Here is a 25,690-nt window from a genome sequence, read left to right on the forward strand (position 1 = left end):
TAGCTTGACGGTTCGGACTTCGGGGGAAGCATTTCCATGCGTAAATCATCCGTGGCGGCGATCTGCGCCGCCCTCGCCATCGGCCTGCCTGTGGCGGCGACGACCACGCCGGCCGCAGCGCAGGAAGCGCGCGTCGGCCAGGCCCAGATCTATCGCAGCCTGCTGCAATCCGACCTGGCCTCCCTGCTGAACGACATGGGCTTCGCGACGGTGAAGAAGGCCCAGGGCGGACGGTTCGACATCGAGACGACCGACGGCTTCAAATACTCGGTCGAACTGATGATCTGCGATCTCGAGGACCAGCCGCCGGGCTGCCTGGGCGTCAGCATCTTCGCGACCTGGGGCGTGAACGCAGGCGACGAGACCAAGCTGCGCGGCGCGATCGACAACTTCAACAACGAGTACCGGATCGGCAAGGCGCTGATGCTGGAGAACAGCATCTACGCCGAGCGCTACGTCACGACCGACGGCGGCGTGACGCTTCAGCACATCCGCGAAGAGATCGGCGAGTTCGAGGCCGCGATGTTCCAGTTCAACGAAATGATGAACCAGTCGCTGGGCGCCTAGGCCGTTCGTACAGCAGAACCGTTCCCGCGGCGCTGCGTTTGCTCCTGAGACCCCGGTGACGCGTCATCCGTCCCGATGCGGGACGAGGGAGCAAGCGGGAATGTTTGAATTCGGCCGGGATCTCAGGAAGCTGTTCGAGAAGGCGCGCGAGAGCGACGACCTCGGCTGGCTGGAGTTGATCAGCGCCGATCTGGTGTCCCTGGAGGCTCGTCGCGAGTCGGTGGACGCGGGACGCGTGTCCTGCGCCCGCCCCTTCGACGGCTGGATGCGGGCGTCGGCGCTGTGGCGGGAGCACGCCCGGCGGACGGGAGCCCGTGTCAGCCTGGACCATGCGGCGGCGGCGGCCTCGGACGCGGCCCGGCATACGACCAATCCGGATCAGACCGCGGCGGCGGCGATCGAGTCCGGCGAGATTCACCTGCTGCGCTTCGACCTGTTCGGCGGCCCCGCCGCGCTGACGGCGGCGCTGTCCGATGTCCAAAGCCTGACCGCCGAGCGGCCGGCGACGCGGTCGGCCGCGGCCGCGCTTCACGCCCGGTTGAGCGCGCGGCGCGCGCGGCTGAAGGGCGAGGCGTCCGGACTACTGGATGCGGCGGCCCTGCTGGACGCGGCCCTGCACGACTCGCGCGCCCTTCCGGCCACGGTCGCGGACGACCTGCGGCTGGACCGCGCGGCCCTGGCCCTGGAGGCAGGCGTGGCGAAGCGCGATGCGCGGATGCTGGACCAGGCCGGGCGCGACCTGCGCACCCTGGTCGAGGCCGCGTCGCCGGATCAGCGGCCGCTGACCCGGGCCCGGGCCCTGGCGCTGGCGGGCGGCGGCCTGATCGCCCTGGCCAGACTGGCCGGGGATGAGGCGGCGGCGGCGCAGGGCCGGATGCTGTTCGAGGCGGCCGTGGATCAGTTCACGCCGGATCACAGCCCGCTGGACTGGGTGGGCGTGCTGCTGACCCGGAGCGAGTCCGATGCCCCGCTGCTGGCGCTGGCGCAGGCGGAGGCGCTAACGCGCGAACCGGGCCTGATCCTGGGCGCGCTGGCGCGGGAGCGAAGACTGGGCGCCGAGGCGCTGCTGGCCGAGGCCATGGGCGACGTCGAGGCGCTGAACGGGATGGAATCGATCGTCCGGCGCCGACTGACAGAAACCGGATCGAGGCAGCCCCTGGACTGGAGCGCGGACCAGATCGGCATGGCGCACCTGGCCTGCGCGAGGGGGCGTCTGACCGGGACCGAGCCGCGCGCCGTGGGCCTGATGCTGGCGGAAGCGATGGAGACCGCCCGCGAACTGGGCGTGCCGGCGCTGGCGCACCGGGCCGTGCTGGCGATGCCGGAAGCGGCGGTGGCCTAGCCGCCCAGGGCGACGAAGCCGCCGTTGGCGTAGCAGGACTTGCCATAGCGCAGCGGGGAGCCGTCCTCGGCCATGACGCGGCCGCCGGCGGCCTCAAGCACCGCCTGACCGGCGGCGGTGTCCCATTCGGACGTCGGGCCGGTGCGCGGATAGGCGTCGAAGCGGCCCTCGGCGATCAGGCAGAATTTCAGCGACGAGTCCGTGCCCTGCCACTGGACGCAGCCGTGGCGCGAGGCGAGGCGCTGCGCCTCCTCGTCGGTCATGCTGTGGCTGAGCAGGGCCATGGGCGAGGCCGGACGGTTGCGCACGCGGATGGCCTGCCAGACCTCGCCGAAGCGGCGGCGGAAGGCGCCGGCGCCGGGGGCGGCGCTGCGCCAGGTGATCTGGGTCGCCGGGGCGGTGACCACGCCGGCGACGGGTGCGCCCTTGTGGATCAGGGCGATGTTGACGGTGAAGCTTTCACGGCCCTCAACGAAGCCGCGCGTACCGTCCAGCGGATCGATGAGCCAGAACCAGTCGCCCGGAACCTCGGCCGCGCCGTTGGCGGCGTGGTCTTCCTCGGCCACGGCCGGGACGTCGGGATACAGCTCGGCCAGACGGGCGAGGATCAGGGCCTCGGCCTCGCGGTCGGCCTGGGTGACGGGGCTTTCGTCGGCCTTGAACTCGGCGACCACGCCCGAGCGCCAGTAGGGCAGGATCACGCGCGCCGCGTCCTCGGCGATATCGGCCAGCGCCTCGGCGAGTGCGCCGGAGGCGAGGTCAGCGGTCAGTCGTTCGGTCATGGGCGCTCCGATAGAGCATCCGGACGGTTTGAAACACCGGCAAATCAGGTCAGCGTCTGACAGCCCTCCTGCTGTGACCCGCAAAGCCCGATGACCGACGCCATGAACGACAACGTCCTGCCCGATGGACAGGCCCTCGCGACCCTGGTTGCAGGCAAGCTGTGCCACGACTTCATCAGCCCGGCCGGGGCGATCAGCTCTGGCCTGGACCTGCTGAAGGATCCGTCCGCACAGGACATGCGCGACGACGCGATGGGGCTGATCGAAGCCAGCGCGAAGAAGATGGTGGCGCTGGTCAGCTTCGCCCGGGTGGCGTTCGGCGCCTCGACGTCGGCGGAGCGATTCTCGGGCGTCGAACTGGGCGAACTGGTCGCGGGCCTGACCGACGGCGGTCGGGCGACGCTGGACTGGCAGGCCGGCGAAGGCAGCTATTCCAAGCCGCAGGCGCGCGCGATGGTGAACCTGGCCTATCTGACCATGGCGGCGCTGCCGTCGGGCGGGGCGGCGACGGTGGCCGCGCGCAAGGACGGCGACGCGCTGGTGATCGAGGGCGTGGCCGACGGCCCGCGGGCGCGTCTGAAGGCGGAAGCGGTGGCCGGTCTGGCCGGGCGTCCGCTGGAGGAAGGCCTGCCGGGGCAATGGATTCAGCCCTACTGGCTGTGGCTGACGGCCAATGACGCGGGCGGATCGCTGGACGTCCAGGTCGATGAGGGCCGGGTCGCCCTTGTCGCGCGTATGCCTAACTGACGCTTAAGCCGGTTTCCCAAGGACTCGTTAACCGGCTCGCGGCGATCATGGGGTCGGTGCACAAGCGGGCGTTGCGCGCCGTTTCGCTCATCAGGATTTACCCGTGACCCCCAGGACCTGCCTGATCGTCGACGACAGCCGGATCATCCGGAAGGTCGCGCGTCGCATCGTCGAGGGCCTCGGTTTCGAGGTCGATGAAGCGGCCGACGGCTCGGAGGCGCTGGCCTTCTGCGCCAGCCTGATGCCCGAGGTGATCCTGCTGGACTGGTCGATGCCCGTTATGGACGGCCTGACCTTCCTTCGCCGCCTGCGCACCCTGCCGGGCGGCGCCGGGCCCAAGGTCCTGTTCTGCACCATCGAGACGCGCGCCGAGCGCATCGCCGAGGCTCTTTCGGCGGGCGCCGACGACTATGTGATGAAGCCGTTCGACGGCGAAATCCTGACCTCCAAATTCGCCGAGGTGGGGGCCGTCTGAACCCATGTCGCCGGAAGACTTCGATCGTCTGCAGTCGTTGATGGCCTCGCGTGCGGGGTTCCGGCTGACCCGCGACCGGATGAAGCTGGCCGAGCATCGCCTGGGGCCGGTGGCCCGTCGCGAGGGGTTCGAGACCGTCGACGCCATGCTGGCCTCGCTGTGGGCCAAGCCGGTGGCGGGCCTGGGCTGGTCCGTGATCGAGGCGCTGCTGAATCCGGAAAGCTGGTTCCGCCGCGACCGGCCGACCTTCGAGACCTTCGGCCAGGAGCTGCTGCCGGCGCTGTGCCGGGCGCGCGAGGGCCAGCCGGTGCGCATCTGGTCGGCCGGTTGTTCGACGGGACAGGAAGTCTGGTCGGTGGCCATCGCCGCGCTTGAGACCGGCGCCGCCGTCGAGATCGTGGCGACCGACCTGTCGCAGCGCGCGCTGGAGAAGGCCCGCACGGGCGCCTACACCGGCTTCGAGATCCAGCGCGGCCTCAAGGCCGAGACCATGCTGCGCTGGTTCGACCAGACCGAGGACGCCTGGATCGCGCGCGCCGAGCTGCGCGCGACCGTGCATTTCGCCCGCGCCAACCTGCTGGACCCGCCCGCGGACGATACGCGGTTCGACGTCATCTTCTGCCGCAATGTGCTGAACGACATGGACCCCGTGCGGCGCGGCCAGGTGCTGGAGAACCTCGAGCGCCGGCTGGTCGACGACGGCTGCCTGTTCCTGGGTCCCGACGAACAGATCGAGGGCGACAGCATCGCCTTCCGTGCGGTGGCGGGTCGCCGCGGCCTGTTCGTGAAGTCGCCGTCGGCGTTGCGCCGGGCGGCGTAATCAAAAAGCACCGTGGGGTAGCAGGTGACGGCCGCCCCCTGACCCGATAGCGTCCTTCTCGCTTCGTCGGGGAGGATGAACATGCGGCTTCTGTGGCTGGTTGGATCGCTGGTGCTGGCGCTGGCGATCGGGGTGATGACCTTGCAGGGGCCGCGACCGGCGCCGGCGGACGCCCCGGCCACGGATTTCGCGGCGGCGCGGGCGATGGCCGATGTGCGCGAGATCGCGCAACGGCCGCACCCGGTGGGGTCGGCGGACCATGCGCGGGTGCAGGCCTATCTGCTGCAGCGGATGAATGCGCTGGGGCTGCAGACCTCGATCCAGACCGGCCCGCTGTCGCCGGGATCGATCCGGCGGCTGGAGAAGTGGGGCGGCGATCCGAAGGCCGCGAACTACAGCGTGACCAATCTGATCGGCGTGCTGCCGGGCCGGAACCCGGCCCTGCCGGCGGTGGCGCTGATGGCCCACTACGACACCACCTACACCTCGCCCGGCGCGGCGGACGACACCGCCGGCGTGGCCGCGGTGCTGGAGGCCGTGCGCGCCATCCGGGCCCGCGGTCCGGCGGACCGGACGCTGGTCGTTCTGCTGACGGACGGCGAGGAGCTGGATCTGGACGGCGCCCGGGTGTTCTGGGGCGGCCATCCGCTGCGGGACCGCATCGGCGCGGTGGTCAATCTGGAAGCGCGCGGCGGCGGCGGCCGGGCGATGATGTTCGAGACCGGCCGCGGCAATGCGCAGACCATCGACCTGTTCGGCGAGGCGGCGACGAAGGCGAGCGGGGGCGTGACCTCCAACTCGCTGGCCGTGTTCGTCTATGAGCAGATGCCCAACGGGACCGACTTCACCGTGTCGAAGGACCGGGGCGTGCAGGGCGTGAATTTCGCCTTCATCGGCCGGCCCGAGCAATATCACGCGCCGGTCGCGACGGCCGAGGCCCTGGACCAGGGCAGCGTGCAGCACATCGGCTCGCAGGCGCTGGAGACGGCGGACGCGATGCTGAGGACCCCCGCCCTGCCCGCCGCCACGGCCAATGCGGTCTACGCCGACCTGTTCGGGCGCGTGATCGTCAGCCATCCGCCGGCGTTCGGCTGGGTGCTGCTGGCCCTGGCGATCGGTCTGCTGGCGCTGGCGGCGTGGCGGGCGAAGACGCGGGCCGGGCTGACCTTCCGCGACGTCGGCCGCGGCGTGGTCGACGGACTGTGGTTCCTGACGACGGGCCTGGTGCTGGCCCAGGGCGTGCGTCAGCTGGGCGGGCCGGTGTCGTCGCGCATCGACAGCGCCGAGGCCTATTACACCCTGCTGGCCCGGTTGCCGTGGATGGAGGCCGGCGTCGCCCTGACCATGCTGGCGCTGGTGCTGACCGTGCTGGGCGGGCGGGCGAAGCTGGACCGGCGGATCGTCGCCGGGGTGATCGCCGTCGTGGCGATCGCCGCGACCGTGACGGGCGGGGTCAATGCGGTGGTGCTGGGCGCCGCCGTCGTCTCGATCGGCCTGTCCCTGTTCCCGAGCCTGTCGGCGCGGTCGACCTGGGGCGGCTGGACCGGGCTGATCGCCCTGGTCGTCATCCTGGCGTCGGGCGCGCAGGCGGCGGCGCCGGAGGCGGCCTTCCTGTTCCTGTGGCCCGCCCTGCTGGCTGCGCTGGTCGCGGTCGCAGCCGCGTTCGCCGATCCGGGCCTGACGCGGGCGCCGTCGCTGGCGCCGATCGCGCTGGGCGTGGTCGTGGGCGTGGGCTGGATCGTCGGCCTGTCGCATCCGGTCTTCCTGGGGATCGGCATGGACCTGCCGGGCGCGCTGGCGCTGACGGCGCTGCTGGCCTTGATGCTGATGCGGCCGCTGGAGCCGGGCTCGGGCGTGCGCCGCCCGCTGCTGCTGGCTGCGGTGGCGATCCTGGTCGTGGGCGCGGGCCTGTCGACGGCGGCGCGGATCGCCGAACCGGCGCCGGCGGTCGGCGGGAGAAGCTGACGCCCCTCCCCTGTTGCACCTTGAGCGTTCGCGCTTAAGGTGCACGAAGACACGGGGGAGTTTCACACTATGAGGCGACTTCTGATCGTCGCCGCCTGCCTGATGGCGGCGGCGTGCGCGAGCGCGACGGAGTCCCGGACGGCCACGCTATCCGCGCCGCCGGCCGCGGCGGCGACCGTCGTGCTGATCAAACCGGACGTCGATCTGGCCGTTCTGACGGCCGTGGGTTTGAGCGAAACCCGCGCCGACTGGAGCGAACTGGGCGCGAGCAATCTGCAGACCGCGCTTCAGAACAGGCTGGGCCAGTCGTCGCAAGCCGTCCGCGTCGTCGATCCGGACATGGCGATGGAGGGGCGCGCCAGTCAGCTGATGCGACTGCACCAGGCGGTCGGGGCCTCGATCCTGGTGTTCGACTACGGACCGCGAAGGCTGCCGACCAAAACGGGCTTCGACTGGACGCTGGGAGACGGCGCCGGCGCGCTCGACCCCGATGCGGACTATGCGTTGTTCACCTCCGCGCGCGGGACCTACGCCTCGGGCGGTCGGATGGCGACGATGGTGGTGATGGCCGCGTTCGGCATGGGCGTGCCGCTGGGCGAGCAACAGATACTCGCGTCCCTCGTCGAGCTGAAAACCGGGCGGGTGATCTGGTTCAACCATGCGATCGCCGGTCCGCACGCCGACATCCGCTCGCCCGAGGGCGCGACCGCCCTGGTCAGCGAGATGATGAAGGACGCGCCGCTGTGACGACGGCCCGCAAGGAAGGCCTGCGCTCCGCCCTGCTGACCGGCGCCCTCGCCGGCGTCCTGACTGCCCAGCCGGCGTTCGCGCGCCAGTCGACGCCGGAGGCTCTGTGGACGGCGGCGGAGGCGGCGGAGCGGGACGCGCGCCGGTCGTCGGAGCTGAACGCCGACCCGGCGCTGAACGCATATGTGCGGGACGTCGCCTGTCGGGTGGCGCCCGAGTACTGCGTCGACCTGCGGGTCCAGGTAATGGACCGTCCGGGGTTCCACGCCGGGATGGCGCCGAACGGATATCTGGAGGTGTGGTCCGGCCTGCTGCTGCGTGTCGGCAGCGAAGCCGAATTGGCCTTCGTGCTGGGTCACGAGATCGGCCACGTCGATGCGAACCACCCGGTCGAGCAGCGGAACGCCCTGAAGACGCGGCTGGGCGCGGCGATGGCGGTCGGGGCGGTCGCCAGCGCGGCCGGGGCCTATTACGCCGTCGATCTGTCGGCGGTGGGCGACATGGCCCGCCACGGCGCGGTGGCGGCGAGCGACGATTATTCCCTCGCGCAGGAGATCGAGGCGGACCGGATCGGCTTCGAACGCCTGGTGAAGGCGGGTTACGATCCGGGCGCGGCCGCCGATCTGTGGCGCAGCCGGCAGGACGACGGGATCGCGGCCGACCGGGTTACGGCGCTGGAGACCCTGGGGGCGGCGAGTCCGGAGGGCTGGCGCAGGGAGCGGGACGCGTGGCGCGCCGCGATCCGGCCGCATCTGGCGGGGTGGCTGGCGGACGACCTGCGGCGCCGGGATTTCGAAGGCGCGCTGGCCCTGACCGCGCGCCTGGAACGCGACGGCATGGACGCGGGCGTGCTCGGCTTCCATCGCGGCGAGATCTATCGGCTGCGGCGCGAGGAGGGCGACGCCGAGCGGGCGCGCGACGCCTATCTGGCCGCATCCGGATACACCGATGCGCCGGTCGCCGTCTGGCGCGAGCTGGGCGACGTGCAGGCGCGGCTGGGCCGCAACGCGGAGGCGCGCGCGGCCTGGCGGACCTACCTCGAGCGGGCGCCGACGGCGGAGGACCGCTGGATCGTCGAGGACAGTCTCGCCGCCCTGGGAGGCTCGTGAGAATGCGCCGGACGTTCCTGATCGCGGCGGCTGCGATCGTCCTGTCGGCCTGCACGCCCATGGTCGCGCTGGCGCCCGCGGGCGCGTATGCGGTCGGGGACGCCCGCGTCACCCTGGCCCGCGACTGGAGCGATGTCTCGACGGACAAGGGCGGCAAGGTGCGGCTGCTGACGATCGACGGGCCGCTGTTGAACCGGCTGTACCTGAGCGGAGGCCTGGTCGACGGGGAGCGTCTGTTCACGTCGAAATCCGCGACCAGCCCGATCTACAGCGCGACCATGTCGGTCAGGGAACAGGTGGAGTTCGTCGTCGACAGCCTCGCGGCGACGGGGCTGGAGCGGGTGACGACCCCGGCGCTCCGGCCGGTCGTGATCAACGGCGAGCGGGGCGTGCGCTTCGACGTCGAGGGCTTCGACGCGGACGGGCTGATGATCCGGGGTCGCGGCCAGGCGGTGAAGGCGAACGGCAGGCTGTACGTGGCGGTCTATCTGGCCCCGGCCGAGCACTATTATCAGGCTGATCTGGCGTCGGCCGAAGCGACGATGGACAGCGTGCAGTTCTGAAAGAACCGGCAGAGGGTACGTCAAAATCGGACGTAGTCCCGTTTCGTTCCGAAAGAACATATTGGCAACCGGAACAAACCGTGCACATAGTCCGCCTCAACAGGGAGCGGGTCCATTGGCGGGTCTCTCCCGGAACCAGACGGGAATCATGGCAAGGGAGAGCGGCAAGGTGGCAGCGCAGGCGGCATTGAAATTGGTGGGCAAGGAAGACGGCGACAAGCAGCGCGCTCTGGAGGCGGCGATCGCACAGATCGATCGCGCCTTCGGCAAGGGCTCGGTGATGAAGCTCGGCAAGGCCGGGGTCGTGGCCGAGATCGAAAGCGTCTCGACCGGCTCGCTGGGTCTGGACATGGCGCTGGGCATCGGCGGCCTGCCGGTCGGCCGCGTCATCGAGGTGTTCGGCCCGGAATCGTCGGGCAAGACGACGCTGGCGCTGCACACCGTGGCTGAAATCCAGAAGAAGGGCGGCGTCGCCGCCTTCGTCGACGCCGAGCACGCGCTGGACCCGGTCTATGCCCAGAAGCTGGGCGTGAACCTGGACGACCTGCTGGTGTCGCAGCCCGACACGGGCGAACAGGCGCTGGAGATCGTCGACACCCTGGTGCGTTCGGGCGCCGTGGACATCGTGGTCATCGACTCCGTCGCGGCGCTGACGCCGCGGGCGGAAATCGAGGGCGAGATGGGCGACAGCCTGCCGGGCCTGCAGGCCCGCCTGATGAGCCAGGCGCTGCGCAAGCTGACGGCGTCGATCTCGAAGTCCAAATGCATCGTGCTGTTCATCAACCAGATCCGTCACAAGATCGGCGTCATGTACGGCTCGCCCGAGACGACGACGGGCGGCAATGCGCTGAAATTCTACGCCTCGGTCCGTCTGGACATCCGCCGCACCGGCGCGATCAAGGACCGCGACGAAGTGGTCGGCAACACGACCCGCGTGAAGGTGGTCAAGAACAAGGTCGCCCCGCCGTTCCGCGAGGTCATCTTCGACATCATGTACGGCGAGGGCATCTCCAAGCTGGGCGAGATCATCGACCTGGGCGTGAAGGCCGGCGTCGTCGAGAAGTCCGGCAGCTGGTTCTCCTACGACAGCCAGCGCATCGGCCAGGGCCGCGAGAACGTCCGGGCCTTCCTCAAGGCCAACCCGGACATCGCCGACCGGATCGAGAAGGCCGTGCGCGCCTCGACGACCAAGATCGCCGACGAACTTCTGGGCACGCCCGAGCCGGACGAAGGCCAGGACCTGGAGGGCTGATCGCCCGCCCCGTCGACTGAGACTTCTCCGATCGGGTCCGGCGACCCGCCAACCGACCCCGCCGGGCCGGACCGGACGGAGCGGCCGCCTGACCTCGTGTCGGGCGGCCTTTTTTCGTGTCGACATGTGCGCGTCGACCGGCTGCCCAATCCGTTTTCCGACAGGCGACCCGGCGAGAACCCGCCATCGACGGGGACCGGCCGCTGCCCTCGCAGACAACCCGCCCCAGAGCCCGCAGCGCCCGTGCGGCCTGTCGCCCATGTCCCGGCCCACAAGAAAAGGGCGGTCCTTCCGGACCGCCCTTCCTGTCGACAGACTGGCGTGTCAGCCCCAGTCGGGCGGCAGATACGGGCCCATGCCCGAGCAGACGTACATCGGCGTCCGGTCGTAGTACGCCGTCGGAATGTAGGGGCTGCTCACATAGACGCTGCTGCCGCTGGCGACGCACTGGTCCTCGGCGTAGCCGAGCTCGATCGTCTTGGCCGCATCGGCGTAATAGACGTACGAATAGGCCACCATGCTCGGGTCCCACGACTGGCGCACCAGCGCCTCGGCCGGGCCCACGGCGGCCGTCGTCAGCGCGGCCGCGGCGACCGCAAGGCAGATCTTACGCACATTGATCATGCTGTTTCTCCCCGGGGAACAATCTCCCGCGCTACAACTGGGAGGCGAGTTTTGGGCGGCCGTCAACCCCTTTCAGGCGAATTTCGGGTGTCGGACGCCCGCTGGCCGCGCATGGCTTGCGTCCGGCGCGGTGAAGCGTAACGGTCGGCTCCGGGAGGACTTCACATGCTGAAATCGGGTTTCGGCGCCCAGGCGCGCGCCGCGGTTCTGGCCGGTCTGGCCGGCGGCGCGGCGGATATCCTGACCGCCTTCGTCATCTATCGCCCGGCGTCCCCGGTGCAGATCCTGCAGGCGGTGGCCAGCGGCCTGCTGGGCCCGGCGTCGTTCCGGGGCGGCATGACCAGCGCGGCGATCGGGGGGGTCGCCCACTTCGCCATCTCGATCATCTTCGGCGCGATGTTCGTCATCGCCGCCGGGCAGGCGCCCGTGCTGTTGCGCCGGCCGGTGCTGTCGGGCCTGAGCTTCGGCGTCTTCGTCTATGGCGTGATGAACGCGATCGTCGTGCCGCTGTCGATGGCCCCGGATCGTCCGGTTCCACCCGCCCACATGATCGGCCTGGGCCTGATGGCGCACGCCTTCTTCGGCATCGCCCTGGCCCTGACCGCCGCCCGCCTGTTGCGTCCGCTCCGCTAGCCCCGCAGCTCGACGCCGTTGCCGTCGGGATCGGTGACCGACATCGAATAGCCGTCGCCCGACGAGCCGTAGCGCACGCCTTCGGACTCCACCTCGACCCCATGCCGGGCGAGGTGGTTGCGCACCCGTTCCGGCTCGAAGCCGGCGATGCGCAGGCAGACGTGATCCACATTGTGCGCGTCGACGCCCGCCGCCGGACCTCCACGCTTGCCGATGACGCCGTCGACGGGAACGAGATCGATCAGCGAACCACCGGCGCGCAGCTGGATCAGCCCCAGGTCGTCGCGACGGCGTTCGACCGGGCAGCCCAGCACGTCGGCGTAGAACCGGATCGAGGCCGGGAGGTCCTTCACGCGCAGGACGATGTGGTCGATGCCGCTGACGGTCAGGCCGGTGGTCGGTTGCAGATACGTGTCCATCCCGATCTCTCCTTGCTCCGGGGTCGGCCCCCATTTATCTTGGCATCAAGATAATACCAACTATCTCGACGTCAAGACATCTTGAGGCGCCATGTCCGAACCCGACCCCATCGACGAGCGCCGCGCCCAGTGGGCGAAGGAGCTGCCGGACGTCGACACCGGCGGCATGGACGTGCTGGGGCGGGCCCGGCGCGCGGTTCTGGCCAGCCGACCGGCGATCGAGGGCGTATTCGCCCGCCACGGCCTGGACACGGGGGAGTTCGACGTCGTCTCGACCCTGCTGCGGTCCGGACCGCCCTATGCGCTGCGCCCGACCGAACTGTTCCGGTCGCTGATGATCTCGTCGGGCGGCCTGACCGACCGGCTGAACCGGTTGCAGAAGGCGGGCCTGATCTCGCGCCCGCCGTCGCCGGAGGATCGGCGCAGCCTGCTGGTGCAGCTGACCGACGAGGGTCGCGCGCGGGCCGAGGCGGCCTTCCGCGAGGACATGGCGGTGGAGACGAGGCTGCTGGAGGCGCTGTCGGAGGACGACGAGGCGGCGCTGGCCGCCCTGTTGCGGAAGCTGTCAGCGTCGATCGCGGCGGGGACGGAGAACGCAGACACGGAGGGGTGATGCGTTCGAGGCGAAAGACCTATATGCACGCTGCCTCCCCTGCCCTCTCCTGACCGACGTCCGCGACACCCATGGCCAGCCTTAAACAGATCCGCTCGACCTTCCTCGACTACTTCGCGGCCGACGGCCACGAGAAGGTCCACTCGGCTCCGCTGGTGCCGCAGAACGACCCGACCCTGCTGTTCGTCAACGCGGGCATGGTGCCGTTCAAGGACTACTTCACGGGCGCCTCCACCCCGCCCTACCCGCGCGCCACCAGCTCGCAGAAATGCGTGCGCGCGGGCGGCAAGCACAACGACCTGGACAACGTCGGCTACACGGCCCGGCACCTGACCTTCTTCGAGATGCTGGGGAATTTCTCCTTCGGCGACTACTTCAAGGAACACGCGATCGACCGCGCGTGGAACCTGGTCACCAAGGACTTCGGGCTGGATCCGAACCGTCTGCTGGTCACCGTCTACATCGACGACGACGAGGCCTTCGACATCTGGAAGAAGGTCACCGGCTTCCCGGACAGCAAGATCATCCGCATCGCCGGCTCGGACAATTTCTGGGCCATGGGCGACAGCGGCCCGTGCGGTCCCTGCACCGAAATCTTCTGGGACTACGGCGATCACATCCCGGGCGGCCCTCCGGGTTCGCCGGACGAGGACGGCGACCGGTTCGTGGAGATCTGGAACAACGTCTTCATGCAGTTCGAGAAGGAGAACGACGAGATCGTTCGCAGCCTTCCCAAGCCCTCGGTCGACACCGGCATGGGCCTGGAGCGCATGACCTCGGTGCTGCAGGGCAAGAACTCGGTGTTCGACACCGACCTGTTCCGCACCCTGATCGCCGCCTCGGAAGACGCCACCTCGACCAGGGCCGATGGTGAGAAGGCGCCGAGCCACCGGGTCATCGCCGACCACCTGCGCTCGTCGTCCTTCCTGATCGCCGACGGCGTGACGCCGTCGAATGAAGGCCGCGGCTATGTGCTGCGCCGGATCATGCGCCGCGCCATGCGCCACGCCCACCTGCTGGGCGCGACCGACCCCCTGATGCACCGTCTGGTGCCGACGCTGGTGAACGAGATGGGCGAGGCCTATCCGGAGCTGAAGCGCGCCCAGCCGTTCATCGAGGACACGCTGAAGCAGGAAGAGATCCGCTTCCGCACCACCCTAGGCCGGGGCATGACCCTGTTCGACCAGGCGACCGTCGGCTTCGAGCCGGGCGCCATGCTGGACGGCCAGACCGCCTTCACCCTGTACGACACCTACGGCTTCCCGCTGGACCTGACGCAGGACGAGGCGCGTCGCCGCGGCTTCGGCGTCAACGTCGACGGCTTCGAGGCCGCGATGGAAGAGCAGCGCGGCCGCTCGCGCGAGCACTGGAAGGGTTCGGGCCAGACCGCCAACGCCGGCGAATGGCTGGCGCTGCGCGACCGCCTGGGGCCGACGGAATTCACCGGCTACGACGCCGTCGAGGGCGTCGGCGAGGTGCTGGCCATCGTTCACGGCGGCCAGTCTGTCGACGCCGTCGAGACCGGCCAGACGGCCGAGGTCGTGTTCGACCGCACCCCCTTCTACGGCGAGGGCGGCGGCCAGGCCGGCGACAAGGGCGAGATCGAGTGGACGGACGCCACGGGCCAGACCGGCTCGGGCACGGTGCTGGATGTTCAGAAGAACGCCGGCGACCTGTTCGCGCACAAGGTCGAGGTCACCTCGGGCACGTTGGCGATCAGCGCCCGGGTCCAGCTGCGCGTCGACGCGCAGGCGCGCCTGACGACCCGCTCCAACCACTCGGCCGCGCACTTGCTGCACGCCGCGCTGAAGAACGTGCTGGGCCCGCACGTGGCCCAGAAGGGCCAGCTGGTCGACGCCGAGCGCATGCGCTTCGACTTCAGCCACAACGCCCCCGTGACCGAGGACGAACTGGCGCGGATGGAGGATGAGGTGAACGCCGTCATCCGCCAGAACATCCCGGCCGAGACGAAGATGATGGCGCCGCAGGAGGCCATCGAGGCCGGCGCGGTCGCCCTGTTCGGCGAGAAATACGGCGACGAGGTCCGCGTGCTGACCCTGGGCTCGGCCCTGGGCGGCGACGGCGCCTATTCGATCGAACTGTGCGGCGGCACCCACGTGGCCCGCACCGGCGACATCGCCCTGTTCAAGATCGTGTCCGAGAGCGGCATCGCCGCCGGCGTGCGCCGGATCGAGGCGTTCACGGGCGAGGCTGCGCGTCAGTACCTGCTGACCCAGGCCAATATCGCCAAGAAGCTCGCCCAGGGCTTCAAGGTTCAGCCGGGCGACGTGCCGGCCCGCGTCGACGCCCTGTCGGGCTCGGTCAAGGCGCTGGAGAAGCAGGTCGCCGACCTGAAGAAGCAGCTGGCGCTGGGCGGCGGCTCGGGCGGCAATGCGGCGCCGGAAGAGATCGGCGGCGTGAAGCTGATCGCCCGCGTGCTGGACGGCGTCGACGGCAAGGGCCTGCGCGGCGTGGCCGAGGACTTCCGCAAACAGGTCGGTTCGGGCGTCGTCGCCCTGATCGGCGTGACCGAGGGCAAGGCCGCGGTGACCGTGGCCGTGACCTCGGACATCGTCGGCAAGGTCAATGCGGCCGATCTGGCCCGCGCGGCGGTGCTGGCGATGGGCGGTCAGGGCGCGGGCGGCAAGCCCGACTTCGCCCAGGGCGGCGCGCCGGACGGCGGCAAGGCCGAGGACGGTCTGGCGGCGGTGCGGGCGGCTCTGGCGGGTTAAGCCTCAGCTGAAGGCAGTTCCCGGATGAAAGCTTCCGAGAAGCTTTCGCCGGGAGCATGCGGCTCGTACCAGATGTCGGTCCGGCCATCGAAATAGCGGCTAACTTCCACGCGATCGTCAAACACCTCCATCTGGAGGTTGCTGGCCTCTGGCTCATCCCAGGTGATCACGAACGTCGGCAAGTAGCCGGGCTCAATGCTCGGAGCGGGACGACCGCTGCGGCGGAGCAGCATCATCAGGTCGGTCAGAACGGAACGCGTTGCTTCGACATAGTCATCCGGTCGTTCGGCGATGCATTGGGCGGTAGCGAGTTCAGCGCGATCCCAGCCCGCGCTCACGGCGCGTCGTTCTGCAGGTCCACGGCCGCCAGCTTCCAGCTGAACAGGCCGCGGCGTTCCATGATCAGCGCCAGATGCTGATCGGGGTGGTCGCGGTCGGTCAGGGTGACGGCGAAATGGTTCAGGTCGCGGTAGCCCCACGACTGGTGGATGTCGTCGCCGCTCGCCTTGTCGTTCGGCTCGGGCGCATCGCGGCGGACCGGATCGGGCGCCTCGGCTGTGGTGACCATCGAGGCGACCACCTCGGGCGTGACGGCGGCGTCGATCGCGCCTGACAGGATCATCGGGGCCAGCATGGCGCCGAGACCGCCGAGGCCGCTGTCGGCCAGGTCCGGATCGCGGCGCATGCGGGCGGTGATCTCGTCGTTCAGCTCCTGCTTCAGGCTGTCGCGCAGCGCCGGGAAATCGACCAGGGCCTCGATCTTCTGTTCGTCGCCGGCCTTGGCGGCGCGGATCAGCGACTGCGCGGCCAGCACTGGCGCGGCGGTCCAGACCAGCAGGCCGACAGCCACGGCGGCGATGCCTACGCCGGTGAGCAGTTTGGTGTTCATTGCACTCTCAGGCGACCCACTGGCGTCGTAAACGCCTCCCCACGGTCACGGTTGCCGCGAGTCGAGCCATGCGACCAGAGGCGGCGGTGGATCAGCCGCCGGTCTTGCCGCTCTTCATGACGCGCGGAACCGGCGGAACGGCCGGAGCGACGGCGGGCGCGGCGCCGTCGGGCAGGCCGATGTGGACCAGTCGCCAGTCGAACGGTCCGGTGCGTTCGAAGGTGAATATGGTCTCGGAACCGCCCTCGTCGCGGACCTGCATGCGGGCGCGGTTGATGCTCCAGAAGACCGGCGTCGGGATGGGGTTGTGGGCGTCGACCGCCGCGGCGGTGCGCTGGGAGGCGTAGCGCCCCTCGCCCCGCGTCAGGGCCCCGATGGCGGCGGGGGTCAGATAGACGTTGGGATCCGGCCCCAGCATCGGGCCCTGCTCGAACTGCCGGCGCACGGCGCCGATGGGATCCTCGAGGAAGGAGGGCGGCGGGCTTTGCGAGGCCGGGTTGCCGGTCAGCTGCGGCCGCAGGGATTGCCGGACGGCCGGATAGTCGACCAGCCGCGCCAGGGCCGCCGCGTCATTGGCGTCGGCCGCGGAACGGATGGCGAAGAAGGCGACGCCGGGCGCCAGGAAGAAGCTGATCGCCGCCAGGACGATCGCCGCCAGCAACAGTTTTCCGATGATCTTCACGGCCGCCTCCCGTTAACCGTCGTTATCAATGCACGGAACCGGCGAGCGGAAAAGACAGGGCCCGCCCGACGCGAGTCGGACGGGCCCTCATTTTTGTTTGGCTGCGGTCGTCGACCCTGCAGCCTGGCTAGGCCATGATCAGGCAGCCATGGCCTTGTTCAGGTTCTCGGCGACCTTGTCGAGGAAGCCCTCGGTGGTCAGCCAGCCCTGCTGGTCGCCGACCAGGAGCGCGAGGTCCTTGGTCATGTAGCCGGCCTCGACGGTGTCGACGACGACCTTCTCCAGCGTGGCGGCGAAAGTGGCCAGCTCGGCGTTGCCGTCCAGCTTGGCGCGGTGCGAGAAGCCGCGCGTCCAGGCGAAGATCGAGGCGATCGAGTTGGTCGAGGTGGCCTCGCCCTTCTGATGCTGGCGGTAGTGGCGCGTCACGGTGCCGTGGGCGGCTTCCGATTCCAGCACCTTGCCGTCCGGGGTCATCAGGACCGAGGTCATCAGGCCCAGCGAGCCGAAGCCCTGGGCGACGACGTCCGACTGCACGTCGCCGTCGTAGTTCTTGCACGCCCAGACGAAGCCGCCCGACCACTTGATGGCCGCGGCCACCATGTCGTCGATCAGGCGGTGCTCGTAGGTCAGGCCCTTGGCCTTGAACTCGGCCGCGAATTCCTTGTCGAAGACGTCCTGGAAGATGTCCTTGAACCGGCCGTCGTAGGCCTTGAGGATGGTGTTCTTGGTCGACAGATAGACCGGGAAGTTGCGCTGCAGGCCGAAGGCGAACGAGGCGCGGGCGAACTCGGTGATCGAGTCATCGAGGTTGTACATGCCCATGGCCACACCGGCCGAGGGGAAGTCGAAGACCTCGTGCTCGATGACTTCGCCGTCGGCGCCCTGGAATTTGATCGTCAGCTTGCCCGGACCGGGGACCTTGAAGTCCGTGGCCTTGTACTGGTCGCCGAAGGCGTGACGGCCGACGACGATCGGCTGGGTCCAGCCGGGCACCAGGCGCGGCACGTTCGAGCAGATGATCGGCTCGCGGAAGACGACGCCGCCGAGGATGTTGCGGATGGTGCCGTTCGGCGACTTCCACATCTTCTTGAGGCCGAACTCCTCAACGCGGGCTTCGTCCGGCGTGATGGTGGCGCATTTCACGCCGACGCCGTGCTTCTGGATGGCGTGGGCGGCGTCGACGGTGACCTTGTCCTCGGTCGCGTCGCGGTTCTCGATCGACAGGTCGTAGTAGTCGAGTTCCAAGTCCAGGTACGGGAAGACCAGCTTGTCCTTGATCATCTGCCAGATGATCCGGGTCATCTCGTCGCCGTCGATGTCCACGATGGGGTTGGCGACCTTGATCCTGGCCATGCGCTCTCTCTGTGTGTGTCTGAGTGGGAAGGAGTGTGGCCGGGGGTATAGCGAGCGTGGGTCGCACACGCAAAGGGCGGGAACCGATCGACGGCCCGAGCCGCTGTCACCGGGCGAAAAAGGCGCCAGGATCGGGAAACGGGACTTTGGGGGGACGAACAATGCGCTTGCTCGGTGTACTGGCGGTCGCAGCGACCATGGCGGCGTGCGGCGACGGCGCGGCGACGGAAAAGGCGACCGGAGCGGCGGCTCCGGCGAGCGCGGCGAGCGCTACCGCAGCGGCCGTGGCTGCGGCGGGGGTGCAGCCTGAGGTGCGGGAATTCAGGGACTGGCGCGCCGTCTGCGACAACGGAAACGCCTGCGTGGCTTACACGGGATCGGACGAAGGCGGCTGGCTTCGCGTCGGCATGGAGGCCGGACCCAACGCCCGCCCCACGGTTGTCGCCAGCGAAGGTTTCCAGGGATCCGATCCGGCGAAAATGCGCCTGAAGATCGACGGACGGGACTTCGCCCTGACCGGCGGTCCGCAGGACGCCGCCAACGCCGATGCGTCCGAGGCGCGGGCCCGGGGGCTGCTGGCGGCCCTGGCGGGGGCGCGCTCGGTCTCGCTGGAGCTGGACGACCGGAGCATCGCCCTGCCCGCCTCCGGCGCCTCGGCGGCCCTGTTGTGGATCGACGAGCGGCAGGGGCGGCTGGGCACGACCACCGCCCTGCTGCGTCGCGGCGACCGGCCCGCGAGCGCCGTGCCGGCGGCCCCGGCCGTGCCGGTGGTGCGGCCCGCGCCGGCGATCGCCCAGACCGGCTTCGAAGGCGCTTCCAATCCGATGGAGGACGAGCCGCGCGGACTGGTCGTGCCCGTCGATATCGAGGCGCGGGTCGAGGTGAAGGCGTGCCGGGCGGAGAACAACGAGTATCTCGACAAGGCGGTGCTGGCGGCGCGCCTGGACGCCGCCACGGTGCTGTGGGGCGTCCCCTGCGGCAGCGGCGCCTATAACGCCACCTATGTCCTGTATCTGGCGCGGCCGGACGGCACGGGGGTGCGACCGGCCGACCTGCCGACCTGGCGGCCGCAGGGCCGGCCGGGCGAGACCGACCTGTGGCTGGTCAATCCGGTCTATTACCCGCAGACCCGGACCCTGATCATCTTCCCCCGCGGCCGCGGCCTCGGCGATTGCGGCACGATCACCGTCTGGACGTGGACCGCGAACGGCTTCGCCCTGACCGAGGAGCGCACCATGGGCGACTGCCAGGGGATGCCGCCCGATCAGTGGCCGACGACGTGGCGCACGCGTGGCTGATCCCGAAGTCCTGATCATCGGCGCGGGGCCCGCCGGGCTGACGGCGGCGACCTATCTGGCGCGGTTCCGGCGGAGCGTGCTGGTGGCTGACGGGGGGGCGCCGCGGGCGTGCTGGATCCCGCTCAGCCACAACATGCCGGGGTTTCCGCAAGGGATCACCGGCGACGCCATCCTGCGGCGGATGACCGAGCAGGCGGAGGAATATGGCGCGGTGATCGAGGGCGGGCTGGTCGAGGGGCTGGCCCGGGATGGCGACGGTTTCGTCGCGACGCTGAACGGGCGCGAGGTGCGGGCGCGGGCGGTGCTGCTGGCGACCGGGGTAACGGACCACCATCCGGACCTGCCGGGGGTGGAGCGGGCGATCGAGCGGGCGCTGGTGCGCATCTGTCCGATCTGCGACGGCTACGAGGCCATCGACAAGGCCGTGGCGGTGATCGGCGACGACGACAAGGGGGTGCGTGAGGCCGCCTTCCTGCGAACCTATTCGGAACGGGTGACGCTGATCCATATCGGGCCGCCCGGGGTGCTGGAGGGTCGGGAGGAGCTGCGCCGGCTGGGCATCGAACTGATCTGCGCGCCGATCGATAATGTCGAACTGGAGGGCGACCGGGTCACGGCGCTGAGCTGGGCCGGAAGCTTCCGCACCTTCGACCTGGTCTATTCCGCGCTGGGGACCTCACCCAACGCCAACCTCGCGGAGGGGCTGGGCGCGCGGACGGGCGAGGACGGGCGGCTGTTCGTGGACGCCCGGCAGGAAACCAGCGTGAAACGCCTCTACGCCGCCGGAGACGTGGTGCGCGGCCTGAACCAGATCGCGGTGGCGGGCGCCGAGGCCGCGGTGGCGGCGACGGCGATCCACAACTGCCTGCGCGAGGCGGATGGGCAGACGGCGGAGATCCAGGCCTAGGCCAGGCGCGCCGCGGTCCACTGATCGACCACGCGGCCCAGCACCTCCAGCGGCATGGCGCCGCCGTCGAGAATGGCCGAGTGGAAGCTCTTGATATCGAAGCGGTCGCCGGTGCGCTCCTTCGCGACGGTGCGCAGGCGGTCGATCTCGGTGTGGCCGATCTTGTAGCCGCAGGCCTGGCCCGGCCAGACGCAATAGCGTTCGATCTCGCTCTCGGCGGCGCCGGGGGCCAGGCCGACGGTGTCGACCATGTACCGGATGGCCTGTTCGCGGCTCCAGCCCATCGAGTGGATGCCGGTGTCGATGACGATGCGGGCGGCGCGGTACAGGAACGACTGGTGATAGCCGAGACGGCCTTCGGTGAAGTCGTCGTACATGCCGACCTCCTCGGCGAGCTGTTCGGCGTAGAGGCCCCAGCCTTCGCCATAGGCGTTGAAGCCCAGCGACTTGAGCAGCAAGGGGGTGTCCGTCGCCTCCAGCGCCAGGGCGCCCTGCAGGTGATGGCCCGGCAGGCTCTCGTGATAGGTCAGGGTCGGCAGGGCCCATTTGGGCCAGATCGCCGTGTCGACCAGGTTGATGTAGTAGGCGCCCGGCCGCGAGCCATCCAGCGACGGGCTTTGCGCATAGCCGCGCGGGGCGCCCAGCTCGATCGACACCGGCACGCGACGAACCTCGACGCGGGCGCGCGGCAGGCGTTCGAAGACGTCGGGAAGGCGCGCCTCGATGGCGGCGACCTGGTGGTTGAGGTCGGCCAGAAGGGCGTTCCGACCATCGTCCGTGTTCGGATAGAGGTACTGCGGATCCTTGCCGAAGGCGGTGAGACGCGCGCCGACCGATCCCTCGGTGTAGCCGCGCTGGCGCAGCAGCGGATCGGCCAGGGCCTCGATCTGCGCCACCTGGTCGAGGCCGACCTGGTGGGCCTGCTGCGGCGACAGGCCGGTCGAGGTCTGGAAGCGCAGGCAGAGGTCGTAATAGGCCACGCCGTTCGGGCGCGTGCCGATGCCGGCGTCGTGCGAGGCCAGCGGGCGCAGGCGCTCCATTTGCGCGATCTGGGCGTCCAGGGCGGCGGCGACCGGACCATCGACGAGGGCGGCGGCGCGCTTGCCCCAGTCACCCTGGACCCCGGCTTCAGCCGTCTTCTTGACCAGCGACTGGACCAGGCCGGCGCTTTCGCCCGACTGGGCGCGCAGGGCGCGGAGCTGGACCAGGGTCTTGTCGATGATGAAGTCGGGCGGGACGAGGCCGTGCTCGTCGGCGTCCTTCGCCACCCGCGCGGTCTCGTGGTTCATGCCTTCCGCGAAGCTTTCGAGGCGCGAGAGGTAGGCCTCGGCGTCGGCCACGTTGGCGACGGTGTGCTGGCTGTCGAGGAAGTCGGGCACCGACTGGTAGAGACCGGTCAGCTGGCTGACGACGTAGGGACAGGGGTAGCCGTAACTGTCGACGCCGCCGAACGGGAAGGCGTCGATCTCGGCTGCGCGATCCGCCATCCAGACCACGGTGTCGTAGTCCGAGCGATCGCGGCCGGCGAGGCCGGAGGCGTCGACGGCGGCCAGGGCCGGGCGGGCCGCGGCCATCGGCTTGAACATGTTCAGACGGTCGGCGTAGGCGCGGCTGTCGATGCGGGACTTCAGGTCCGCGTGCGCGCCGACGTCGAGGCCGAGGCCGGTGGCGTTGACGGGCGACGCCTGCAGGGTGGCTTCGAAGATCGTGTCGTAGAGCGCGCGGGCCTGGATGCGGGCGGCGCTGTTCTGCACGGGAACGCGGGCGAAGGCGGGAAGAGCGACAAGGCTCAGCCCGCCTGCGGCGGACGCCAGCAGGCGACGACGATCGATCATTTAACTTACCCCGGAACCAAGGCGCGCACCTTTGCGCGCGCGCCGTCCCCTGACAAGCGGACGGCAGGCGTTCGATACGGGATAAAAATCGGCCCGAACGCCGGGAGCAGGAGGCTCCGGCGTTCGGGCCACGACCCCGGTGGCGGGTCGACGGTCACTGCGGGGGAAGGGACGTTCGCCTGCGGAGGACCGGATCGGGGAGGATCAGGCGGACCAGCCGTTGGGCGAATGCGTGCTCCACGGTGTCACCACCGTGCGGGTGCGACGAACGCGTTGGCGCGTGCGACTCTTGCGCCAGTCGTCGAGCAGGGCCGCCCAACCCCATGTGAGTTCCTTATGGGTACGATGCATCTCTTCCATCTGGGCCTCCTCTGGCCTGCGTTACCGTTGTTGCGAATATCGGCTTGACAGGGCGGAGGAACAAACCAGATTGCGGACCCTCAACATAAGGTTCGCTTATGGCTGATCCCCTTGCAGGCATTCCCCTCGCCTCCATCCGCGTGTTCGAGGCGGCCGCGCGGCTGAAAAGCTTCACGCGCGCGGCCGAGGAACTGGGCATGACCCAGGCCGCGGTCAGCTGGCAGATCAAGGCGCTGGAGGGCCGGCTGGGCCAGAGCCTGTTCCGCCGCCTGCCCCGCGAGGTGCAGCCGACCGAGGCCGGCGAGCGGCTGTCGCGCGCGGCGACCGAGGCCATGACCCTGCTGCGTCGCGCGGTCAGCGACCTGACCGAGGCGGACGAGCACATCCTGTCGATCACCACCCTGGCGACCCTGGCGACGCAGTGGATGGCGCCGCGGCTGGGCGCCTTCCAGGTGGCGAACCCCGGCCTGGCCGTGCGGCTGGACACCAATCCCAACCTGCTGGACCTGTCGCGCGAGGGCTTCGACGTCGGCATCCGCTCGGGCCACGGCGACTGGCCGGGGATGGAGAGCCAGTTGTTGATGCCGAGCGTGTTCACGCCTCTGTGCAGCCCGGCGATGGCGCAGCGGCTGAACCTGAAGGAGCCCCGCGACCTGCTGCAGGCGCCGCGCATCGGCATGGAGAAGGAGTGGGCCGCATGGTTCGCCGCGGCCGGCCTGACCGGCGGCGGACACCCGGCGACGAAGCTGACCGCCGACTACCAGGTGCTGGAGGTGGCGGCGGCGCTGGGCGACCAGGGCGTGGCCCTCGCCTCCCCCATCCTGTTCGCGCGCGAGATCGCGGCGGGCATGCTGGTGCGCCCGTTCCGGCAAACGGTGTCGTTCCACACCGGCTACTATCTGGTCTGGCCGGAGGGCCGGCGGCGCTCGCCCAAGATCAAGCGCTTCCGCGACTGGCTGGTGGCGCAGACCGACGCGGACCCGGCGATCGTGGAGGCGCGGGCGGAGACCTGATCTCCGCTCATCCCCGCGAAAGCGGGGACCCAGTTCTTTCACAGGAATGCCGGCGCTTCAGGACAGCGGCTGGCGCGCGCCCGGCCTGCACCGATCATCCAAAGCACTGGGTCCCCGCTTTCGCGGGGATGAGCGGTTGATGGGGCGGGATCACCCTTCGCGGATCAGTTGCTCCAGCACCGCCAGCGGCACCGAGCCGTTGACCAGCACCTTGTCGTGGAAGGCGCGGAGGTCGAAGCCGGGTTTGGCGTTCTGTTCGGCGCGCAGGCGGGCGATGACGGTGTGGCCGACCTTGTAGGCGCAGGCCTGGCCCGGCATCGAGGCGTAGCGGTTGATCTCGCTGTTGGCGGCGCCGACCGGCTTGGCGCCCGAGGCGACCATGTAGGCGACCGCCTGTTCGCGGCTCCAGCCCTTCGCGTGCATGCCGGTGTCGACCACCAGGCGGACGGCGCGGAACAGGTAGGACAGCAGGAAGCCGACGCGGCCCAGCGGGTCGTTCTCATAGACGTGCAGGTCGTCGGCGGCGACGGCCTCGGCATAGAGGGCCCAGCCTTCGTTGTAGGCCGAGAAGCCGTTGGCGCGGCGGTACTGCGGCAGGGTCGCGGTCTCGCGCTGCAGGGCGACCTGCAGGTGATGGCCCGGCGTGGCCTCGTGATAGGTCAGGGTCGGCAGCGAGAATTTCGGCCAGTTCGCCGTCTCACGCAGGTTGATGTAGTAGGCGCCCGGCCGCGAGCCATCCAGCGGCGGGCCCTGATAGTAGCCACCCGGCGCGCCGGCCTCGATGGCGGGCGGGACGCGGCGGACCTCGACGGGGGCGGTCGGCAGACGACCGAAGACCTGCGGCAGGCGCGGCTGCAGGGCGGCGACCTGGCGGTTCAGCGAGGCGATCAACTCAGCCTTGCCCTCCTCGGTCTCGGGCCAGAGCTGCGCCGGGTCCTTGTTGAGGGCGTCGACGCGTTCGCCGACCGTGCCCTGGGTCATGCCCTGGGCCTTCAGGATCGTATCGATCTCGGCGCTGATGGCGGCGACCTGCTCCAGACCGATGGCGTGGATCTCCTCGGCCGTCAGGGTGGTGGTGGTCCAGTTCTTCAGGGCGTGAGCGTAGAAGGCCTCGCCGTCCGGCAGGCGGCGGGTGACCCCGGCGTCGTGGACGGCCTTCGGGCGCAACGTCTCGAAGGCGGCGATCTGGCGGGCCAGGGCGGGTTTGACGTCAGCCTCGACGATGCGGGCGGCGCGGTCGCCGTAGCCGGACAGGCCGAGCGCCGCGGCCTTACGCTCGAGCGTGCGGACCATGGCCATGTCGGCGGGCGTCTGACGCGCGAGGGCGTTGAGCTGGCCGGTGGTCAGGTCGAGGACGAAGTCGGGCGGGATGACGCCCTTGCCGGCGTCGGCCTGGATGCGCTGCGTCTCGGCGTCCAGCGACGGGGCGAAGGCGGACAGGCGGGCGAGGAAGGCCTCGGCACCATCGCGGTCCTCGACCCGGTGCTGGGTGTCGAGGAAGTCCGGCACGGTGAAATAGGCGCCGTTCAGCTGACTGACGAGATACGGCCCCATGCGGCCGCCGCCGAGGGTCGAGCCGTAGTCGAACTGCGCGCCTGTGGCGGCGGTTTCGGTGCGGAAGGCGGCGACGGCGTGGTTGACCTTGCCGGCCTCCGACAGGCCATCCGTGCCGCCGAAGGCCTGGAAGACGCGCCAGCGCTCGGCGGCGCGGGCGCGCTCGTCACGCCAGGCGGACTCGCTGCGGTCGCTGAGCTGCGACGACAGACCGGCGCGGGCGCCGCGGTCGAGGCCGAGGTTGGTGGCCTGTTCGGGAGACCGGTCGACGTCCTGGTCGAACCAGGCCTGGAGCATGGCGTCCAGTTCGGCGTCCGCGTTGCGCGGCGCGGCGAAGGCGGCTCCGGAGGCGGCGAGACCGGCCCCCGCGGCGGCGGTGACAAGCAGGCGGCGACGGTCGATCATTCAC

General features: G+C 70.0%; 25 protein-coding genes. 16 read left to right on the plus strand and 9 right to left on the minus strand.

The genetic code is table 11. From position 1 onward, the window contains the following. Nucleotides 1-36 precede the first annotated feature (36 nt). Nucleotides 37-567: a type III secretion system chaperone family protein gene (locus tag GGR12_RS14550; RefSeq protein ID WP_183205177.1), complete on the plus strand. Its 531-nt coding sequence runs from the start codon at nucleotides 37-39 to the stop codon at nucleotides 565-567. 100 nt (nucleotides 568-667) lie between these two features. Then, complete coding sequence (locus GGR12_RS14555; protein ID WP_183205179.1) at nucleotides 668-1,909, plus strand: hypothetical protein; 1,242 nt, start codon at nucleotides 668-670, stop codon at nucleotides 1,907-1,909. Here GGR12_RS14555 and cysQ read toward each other — a convergent pair. Next, on the minus strand, nucleotides 1,906-2,691 hold the full coding sequence (cysQ, locus tag GGR12_RS14560; protein WP_183205181.1) for a 3'(2'),5'-bisphosphate nucleotidase CysQ: 786 nt from the start codon (nucleotides 2,689-2,691) through the stop codon (nucleotides 1,906-1,908). The genes GGR12_RS14555 and cysQ overlap by 4 nt on opposite strands. Before the next feature lie 90 nt (nucleotides 2,692-2,781). On the opposite strand from cysQ, the gene chpT reads away from it, so the two are divergent. The 8 genes from chpT to recA all read left to right on the plus strand — a co-directional run bounded on the left by chpT (nucleotide 2,782) and on the right by recA (nucleotide 10,369). Beyond that, the gene (gene chpT, locus GGR12_RS14565; RefSeq protein ID WP_183205183.1) at nucleotides 2,782-3,438 is read left to right on the plus strand and encodes a histidine phosphotransferase ChpT; all 657 of its coding nucleotides are present in this window, start codon (nucleotides 2,782-2,784) and stop codon (nucleotides 3,436-3,438) included. Between the two features lie 103 nt (nucleotides 3,439-3,541). Next, entirely contained in the window at nucleotides 3,542-3,913 is a 372-nt protein-coding gene (locus GGR12_RS14570) for a response regulator (protein ID WP_183205185.1), read from the plus strand. Nucleotides 3,914-3,917: 4 nt separating this feature from the next. Beyond that, the gene (locus GGR12_RS14575) at nucleotides 3,918-4,733 is read left to right on the plus strand and encodes a CheR family methyltransferase (protein ID WP_183205187.1); all 816 of its coding nucleotides are present in this window, start codon (nucleotides 3,918-3,920) and stop codon (nucleotides 4,731-4,733) included. Nucleotides 4,734-4,814: 81 nt separating this feature from the next. Next, nucleotides 4,815-6,698, plus strand: a complete 1,884-nt coding sequence (locus GGR12_RS14580) for a M20/M25/M40 family metallo-hydrolase (RefSeq protein WP_183205189.1) — start codon at nucleotides 4,815-4,817, stop codon at nucleotides 6,696-6,698. A 69-nt stretch (nucleotides 6,699-6,767) separates the two neighbouring features. Continuing rightward, entirely contained in the window at nucleotides 6,768-7,445 is a 678-nt protein-coding gene (locus tag GGR12_RS14585; protein WP_183205191.1) for a hypothetical protein, read from the plus strand. Further along, a complete protein-coding gene (locus GGR12_RS14590; protein ID WP_183205199.1) occupies nucleotides 7,442-8,554 on the plus strand; it encodes a M48 family metalloprotease in 1,113 nt (370 codons plus the stop codon). Before GGR12_RS14585 ends, GGR12_RS14590 begins: the two co-directional genes overlap by 4 nt. Before the next feature lie 2 nt (nucleotides 8,555-8,556). Further along, a complete protein-coding gene (locus GGR12_RS14595; RefSeq protein WP_183205201.1) occupies nucleotides 8,557-9,117 on the plus strand; it encodes a hypothetical protein in 561 nt (186 codons plus the stop codon). Between the two features lie 169 nt (nucleotides 9,118-9,286). Beyond that, nucleotides 9,287-10,369 (plus strand): recombinase RecA, encoded by a 1,083-nt coding sequence (recA, locus tag GGR12_RS14600; protein WP_183205801.1) that lies wholly within the window; start codon nucleotides 9,287-9,289, stop codon nucleotides 10,367-10,369. A 324-nt stretch (nucleotides 10,370-10,693) separates the two neighbouring features. Here the strand turns inward: recA and GGR12_RS14605 are convergent, their stop codons facing one another. Continuing rightward, on the minus strand, nucleotides 10,694-10,993 hold the full coding sequence (locus tag GGR12_RS14605; protein WP_183205203.1) for a hypothetical protein: 300 nt from the start codon (nucleotides 10,991-10,993) through the stop codon (nucleotides 10,694-10,696). Nucleotides 10,994-11,158: 165 nt separating this feature from the next. Here GGR12_RS14605 and GGR12_RS14610 point away from each other — a divergent pair, with 165 nt between their 5' ends. After that, nucleotides 11,159-11,626 (plus strand): hypothetical protein, encoded by a 468-nt coding sequence (locus tag GGR12_RS14610; RefSeq protein WP_183205205.1) that lies wholly within the window; start codon nucleotides 11,159-11,161, stop codon nucleotides 11,624-11,626. Here the strand turns inward: GGR12_RS14610 and GGR12_RS14615 are convergent. Then, entirely contained in the window at nucleotides 11,623-12,045 is a 423-nt protein-coding gene (locus GGR12_RS14615; RefSeq protein WP_183205207.1) for a VOC family protein, read from the minus strand. The two genes, GGR12_RS14610 and GGR12_RS14615, sit on opposite strands and share 4 nt — an antisense overlap. Nucleotides 12,046-12,136: 91 nt before the next feature. Between GGR12_RS14615 and GGR12_RS14620 the strand changes: the two genes are divergently transcribed. Together GGR12_RS14620 and alaS are read left to right on the plus strand one after the other, a co-directional pair. Continuing rightward, entirely contained in the window at nucleotides 12,137-12,658 is a 522-nt protein-coding gene (locus tag GGR12_RS14620) for a MarR family winged helix-turn-helix transcriptional regulator (protein WP_183205209.1), read from the plus strand. A 71-nt stretch (nucleotides 12,659-12,729) separates the two neighbouring features. Beyond that, nucleotides 12,730-15,390 (plus strand): alanine--tRNA ligase, encoded by a 2,661-nt coding sequence (gene alaS / locus GGR12_RS14625; protein ID WP_183205211.1) that lies wholly within the window; start codon nucleotides 12,730-12,732, stop codon nucleotides 15,388-15,390. Here alaS and GGR12_RS14630 read toward each other — a convergent pair. The 4 genes from GGR12_RS14630 to GGR12_RS14645 form a co-directional block, all read right to left on the minus strand. Further along, a complete protein-coding gene (locus tag GGR12_RS14630; RefSeq protein ID WP_183205213.1) occupies nucleotides 15,387-15,728 on the minus strand; it encodes a hypothetical protein in 342 nt (113 codons plus the stop codon). The two genes, alaS and GGR12_RS14630, sit on opposite strands and share 4 nt — an antisense overlap. Then, complete coding sequence (locus GGR12_RS14635) at nucleotides 15,725-16,279, minus strand: DUF2939 domain-containing protein (protein WP_183205215.1); 555 nt, start codon at nucleotides 16,277-16,279, stop codon at nucleotides 15,725-15,727. The genes GGR12_RS14630 and GGR12_RS14635 overlap by 4 nt, the downstream gene beginning before the upstream one ends. Before the next feature lie 91 nt (nucleotides 16,280-16,370). Further along, nucleotides 16,371-16,961: a DUF2939 domain-containing protein gene (locus GGR12_RS14640; RefSeq protein ID WP_183205217.1), complete on the minus strand. Its 591-nt coding sequence runs from the start codon at nucleotides 16,959-16,961 to the stop codon at nucleotides 16,371-16,373. Nucleotides 16,962-17,099: 138 nt separating this feature from the next. Next, nucleotides 17,100-18,314: an NADP-dependent isocitrate dehydrogenase gene (locus GGR12_RS14645; RefSeq protein WP_183205219.1), complete on the minus strand. Its 1,215-nt coding sequence runs from the start codon at nucleotides 18,312-18,314 to the stop codon at nucleotides 17,100-17,102. 161 nt (nucleotides 18,315-18,475) lie between these two features. On the opposite strand from GGR12_RS14645, the gene GGR12_RS14650 reads away from it, so the two are divergent. Together GGR12_RS14650 and GGR12_RS14655 are read left to right on the plus strand one after the other, a co-directional pair. Further along, on the plus strand, nucleotides 18,476-19,612 hold the full coding sequence (locus GGR12_RS14650; protein ID WP_183205221.1) for a DUF1176 domain-containing protein: 1,137 nt from the start codon (nucleotides 18,476-18,478) through the stop codon (nucleotides 19,610-19,612). After that, the gene (locus tag GGR12_RS14655) at nucleotides 19,605-20,519 is read left to right on the plus strand and encodes an FAD-dependent oxidoreductase (protein ID WP_183205223.1); all 915 of its coding nucleotides are present in this window, start codon (nucleotides 19,605-19,607) and stop codon (nucleotides 20,517-20,519) included. The genes GGR12_RS14650 and GGR12_RS14655 overlap by 8 nt, the downstream gene beginning before the upstream one ends. Here the strand turns inward: GGR12_RS14655 and GGR12_RS14660 are convergent. Beyond that, on the minus strand, nucleotides 20,516-22,354 hold the full coding sequence (locus GGR12_RS14660) for a DUF885 domain-containing protein (protein ID WP_183205225.1): 1,839 nt from the start codon (nucleotides 22,352-22,354) through the stop codon (nucleotides 20,516-20,518). The two genes, GGR12_RS14655 and GGR12_RS14660, sit on opposite strands and share 4 nt — an antisense overlap. Nucleotides 22,355-22,812: 458 nt before the next feature. Between GGR12_RS14660 and GGR12_RS14665 the strand changes: the two genes are divergently transcribed. Then, nucleotides 22,813-23,727: a LysR substrate-binding domain-containing protein gene (locus GGR12_RS14665; protein ID WP_183205226.1), complete on the plus strand. Its 915-nt coding sequence runs from the start codon at nucleotides 22,813-22,815 to the stop codon at nucleotides 23,725-23,727. 150 nt (nucleotides 23,728-23,877) lie between these two features. On the opposite strand, the gene GGR12_RS14670 is transcribed toward GGR12_RS14665, so the two are convergent. Beyond that, a complete protein-coding gene (locus GGR12_RS14670) occupies nucleotides 23,878-25,686 on the minus strand; it encodes a DUF885 domain-containing protein (protein ID WP_183205228.1) in 1,809 nt (602 codons plus the stop codon). Between the last annotated feature and the right edge of the window lie 4 nt (nucleotides 25,687-25,690).

The sequence above is a fragment of the Brevundimonas lenta genome (assembly GCF_014196335.1).
In the GTDB taxonomy this organism is placed as follows: domain Bacteria; phylum Pseudomonadota; class Alphaproteobacteria; order Caulobacterales; family Caulobacteraceae; genus Brevundimonas; species Brevundimonas lenta.

Coding starts and splice junctions, on each gene's coding strand:
- GGR12_RS14635 (WP_183205215.1), bottom strand. CDS start 16,279: ATGAACACCAAACTGCTCACCGGCGTAGGCATCGCCGCCGTGGCTGTC.
- GGR12_RS14550 (WP_183205177.1), top strand. CDS start 37: ATGCGTAAATCATCCGTGGCGGCGATCTGCGCCGCCCTCGCCATCGGC.
- GGR12_RS14585 (WP_183205191.1), top strand. CDS start 6,768: ATGAGGCGACTTCTGATCGTCGCCGCCTGCCTGATGGCGGCGGCGTGC.
- GGR12_RS14650 (WP_183205221.1), top strand. CDS start 18,476: ATGCGCTTGCTCGGTGTACTGGCGGTCGCAGCGACCATGGCGGCGTGC.
- GGR12_RS14605 (WP_183205203.1), bottom strand. CDS start 10,993: ATGATCAATGTGCGTAAGATCTGCCTTGCGGTCGCCGCGGCCGCGCTG.
- GGR12_RS14610 (WP_183205205.1), top strand. CDS start 11,159: ATGCTGAAATCGGGTTTCGGCGCCCAGGCGCGCGCCGCGGTTCTGGCC.
- GGR12_RS14660 (WP_183205225.1), bottom strand. CDS start 22,354: ATGATCGATCGTCGTCGCCTGCTGGCGTCCGCCGCAGGCGGGCTGAGC.
- GGR12_RS14670 (WP_183205228.1), bottom strand. CDS start 25,686: ATGATCGACCGTCGCCGCCTGCTTGTCACCGCCGCCGCGGGGGCCGGT.
- cysQ (WP_183205181.1), bottom strand. CDS start 2,691: ATGACCGAACGACTGACCGCTGACCTCGCCTCCGGCGCACTCGCCGAG.
- GGR12_RS14555 (WP_183205179.1), top strand. CDS start 668: ATGTTTGAATTCGGCCGGGATCTCAGGAAGCTGTTCGAGAAGGCGCGC.
- GGR12_RS14665 (WP_183205226.1), top strand. CDS start 22,813: ATGGCTGATCCCCTTGCAGGCATTCCCCTCGCCTCCATCCGCGTGTTC.
- chpT (WP_183205183.1), top strand. CDS start 2,782: ATGACCGACGCCATGAACGACAACGTCCTGCCCGATGGACAGGCCCTC.
- GGR12_RS14645 (WP_183205219.1), bottom strand. CDS start 18,314: ATGGCCAGGATCAAGGTCGCCAACCCCATCGTGGACATCGACGGCGAC.
- GGR12_RS14595 (WP_183205201.1), top strand. CDS start 8,557: ATGCGCCGGACGTTCCTGATCGCGGCGGCTGCGATCGTCCTGTCGGCC.
- GGR12_RS14580 (WP_183205189.1), top strand. CDS start 4,815: ATGCGGCTTCTGTGGCTGGTTGGATCGCTGGTGCTGGCGCTGGCGATC.
- alaS (WP_183205211.1), top strand. CDS start 12,730: ATGGCCAGCCTTAAACAGATCCGCTCGACCTTCCTCGACTACTTCGCG.
- GGR12_RS14615 (WP_183205207.1), bottom strand. CDS start 12,045: ATGGACACGTATCTGCAACCGACCACCGGCCTGACCGTCAGCGGCATC.
- GGR12_RS14620 (WP_183205209.1), top strand. CDS start 12,137: ATGTCCGAACCCGACCCCATCGACGAGCGCCGCGCCCAGTGGGCGAAG.
- GGR12_RS14575 (WP_183205187.1), top strand. CDS start 3,918: ATGTCGCCGGAAGACTTCGATCGTCTGCAGTCGTTGATGGCCTCGCGT.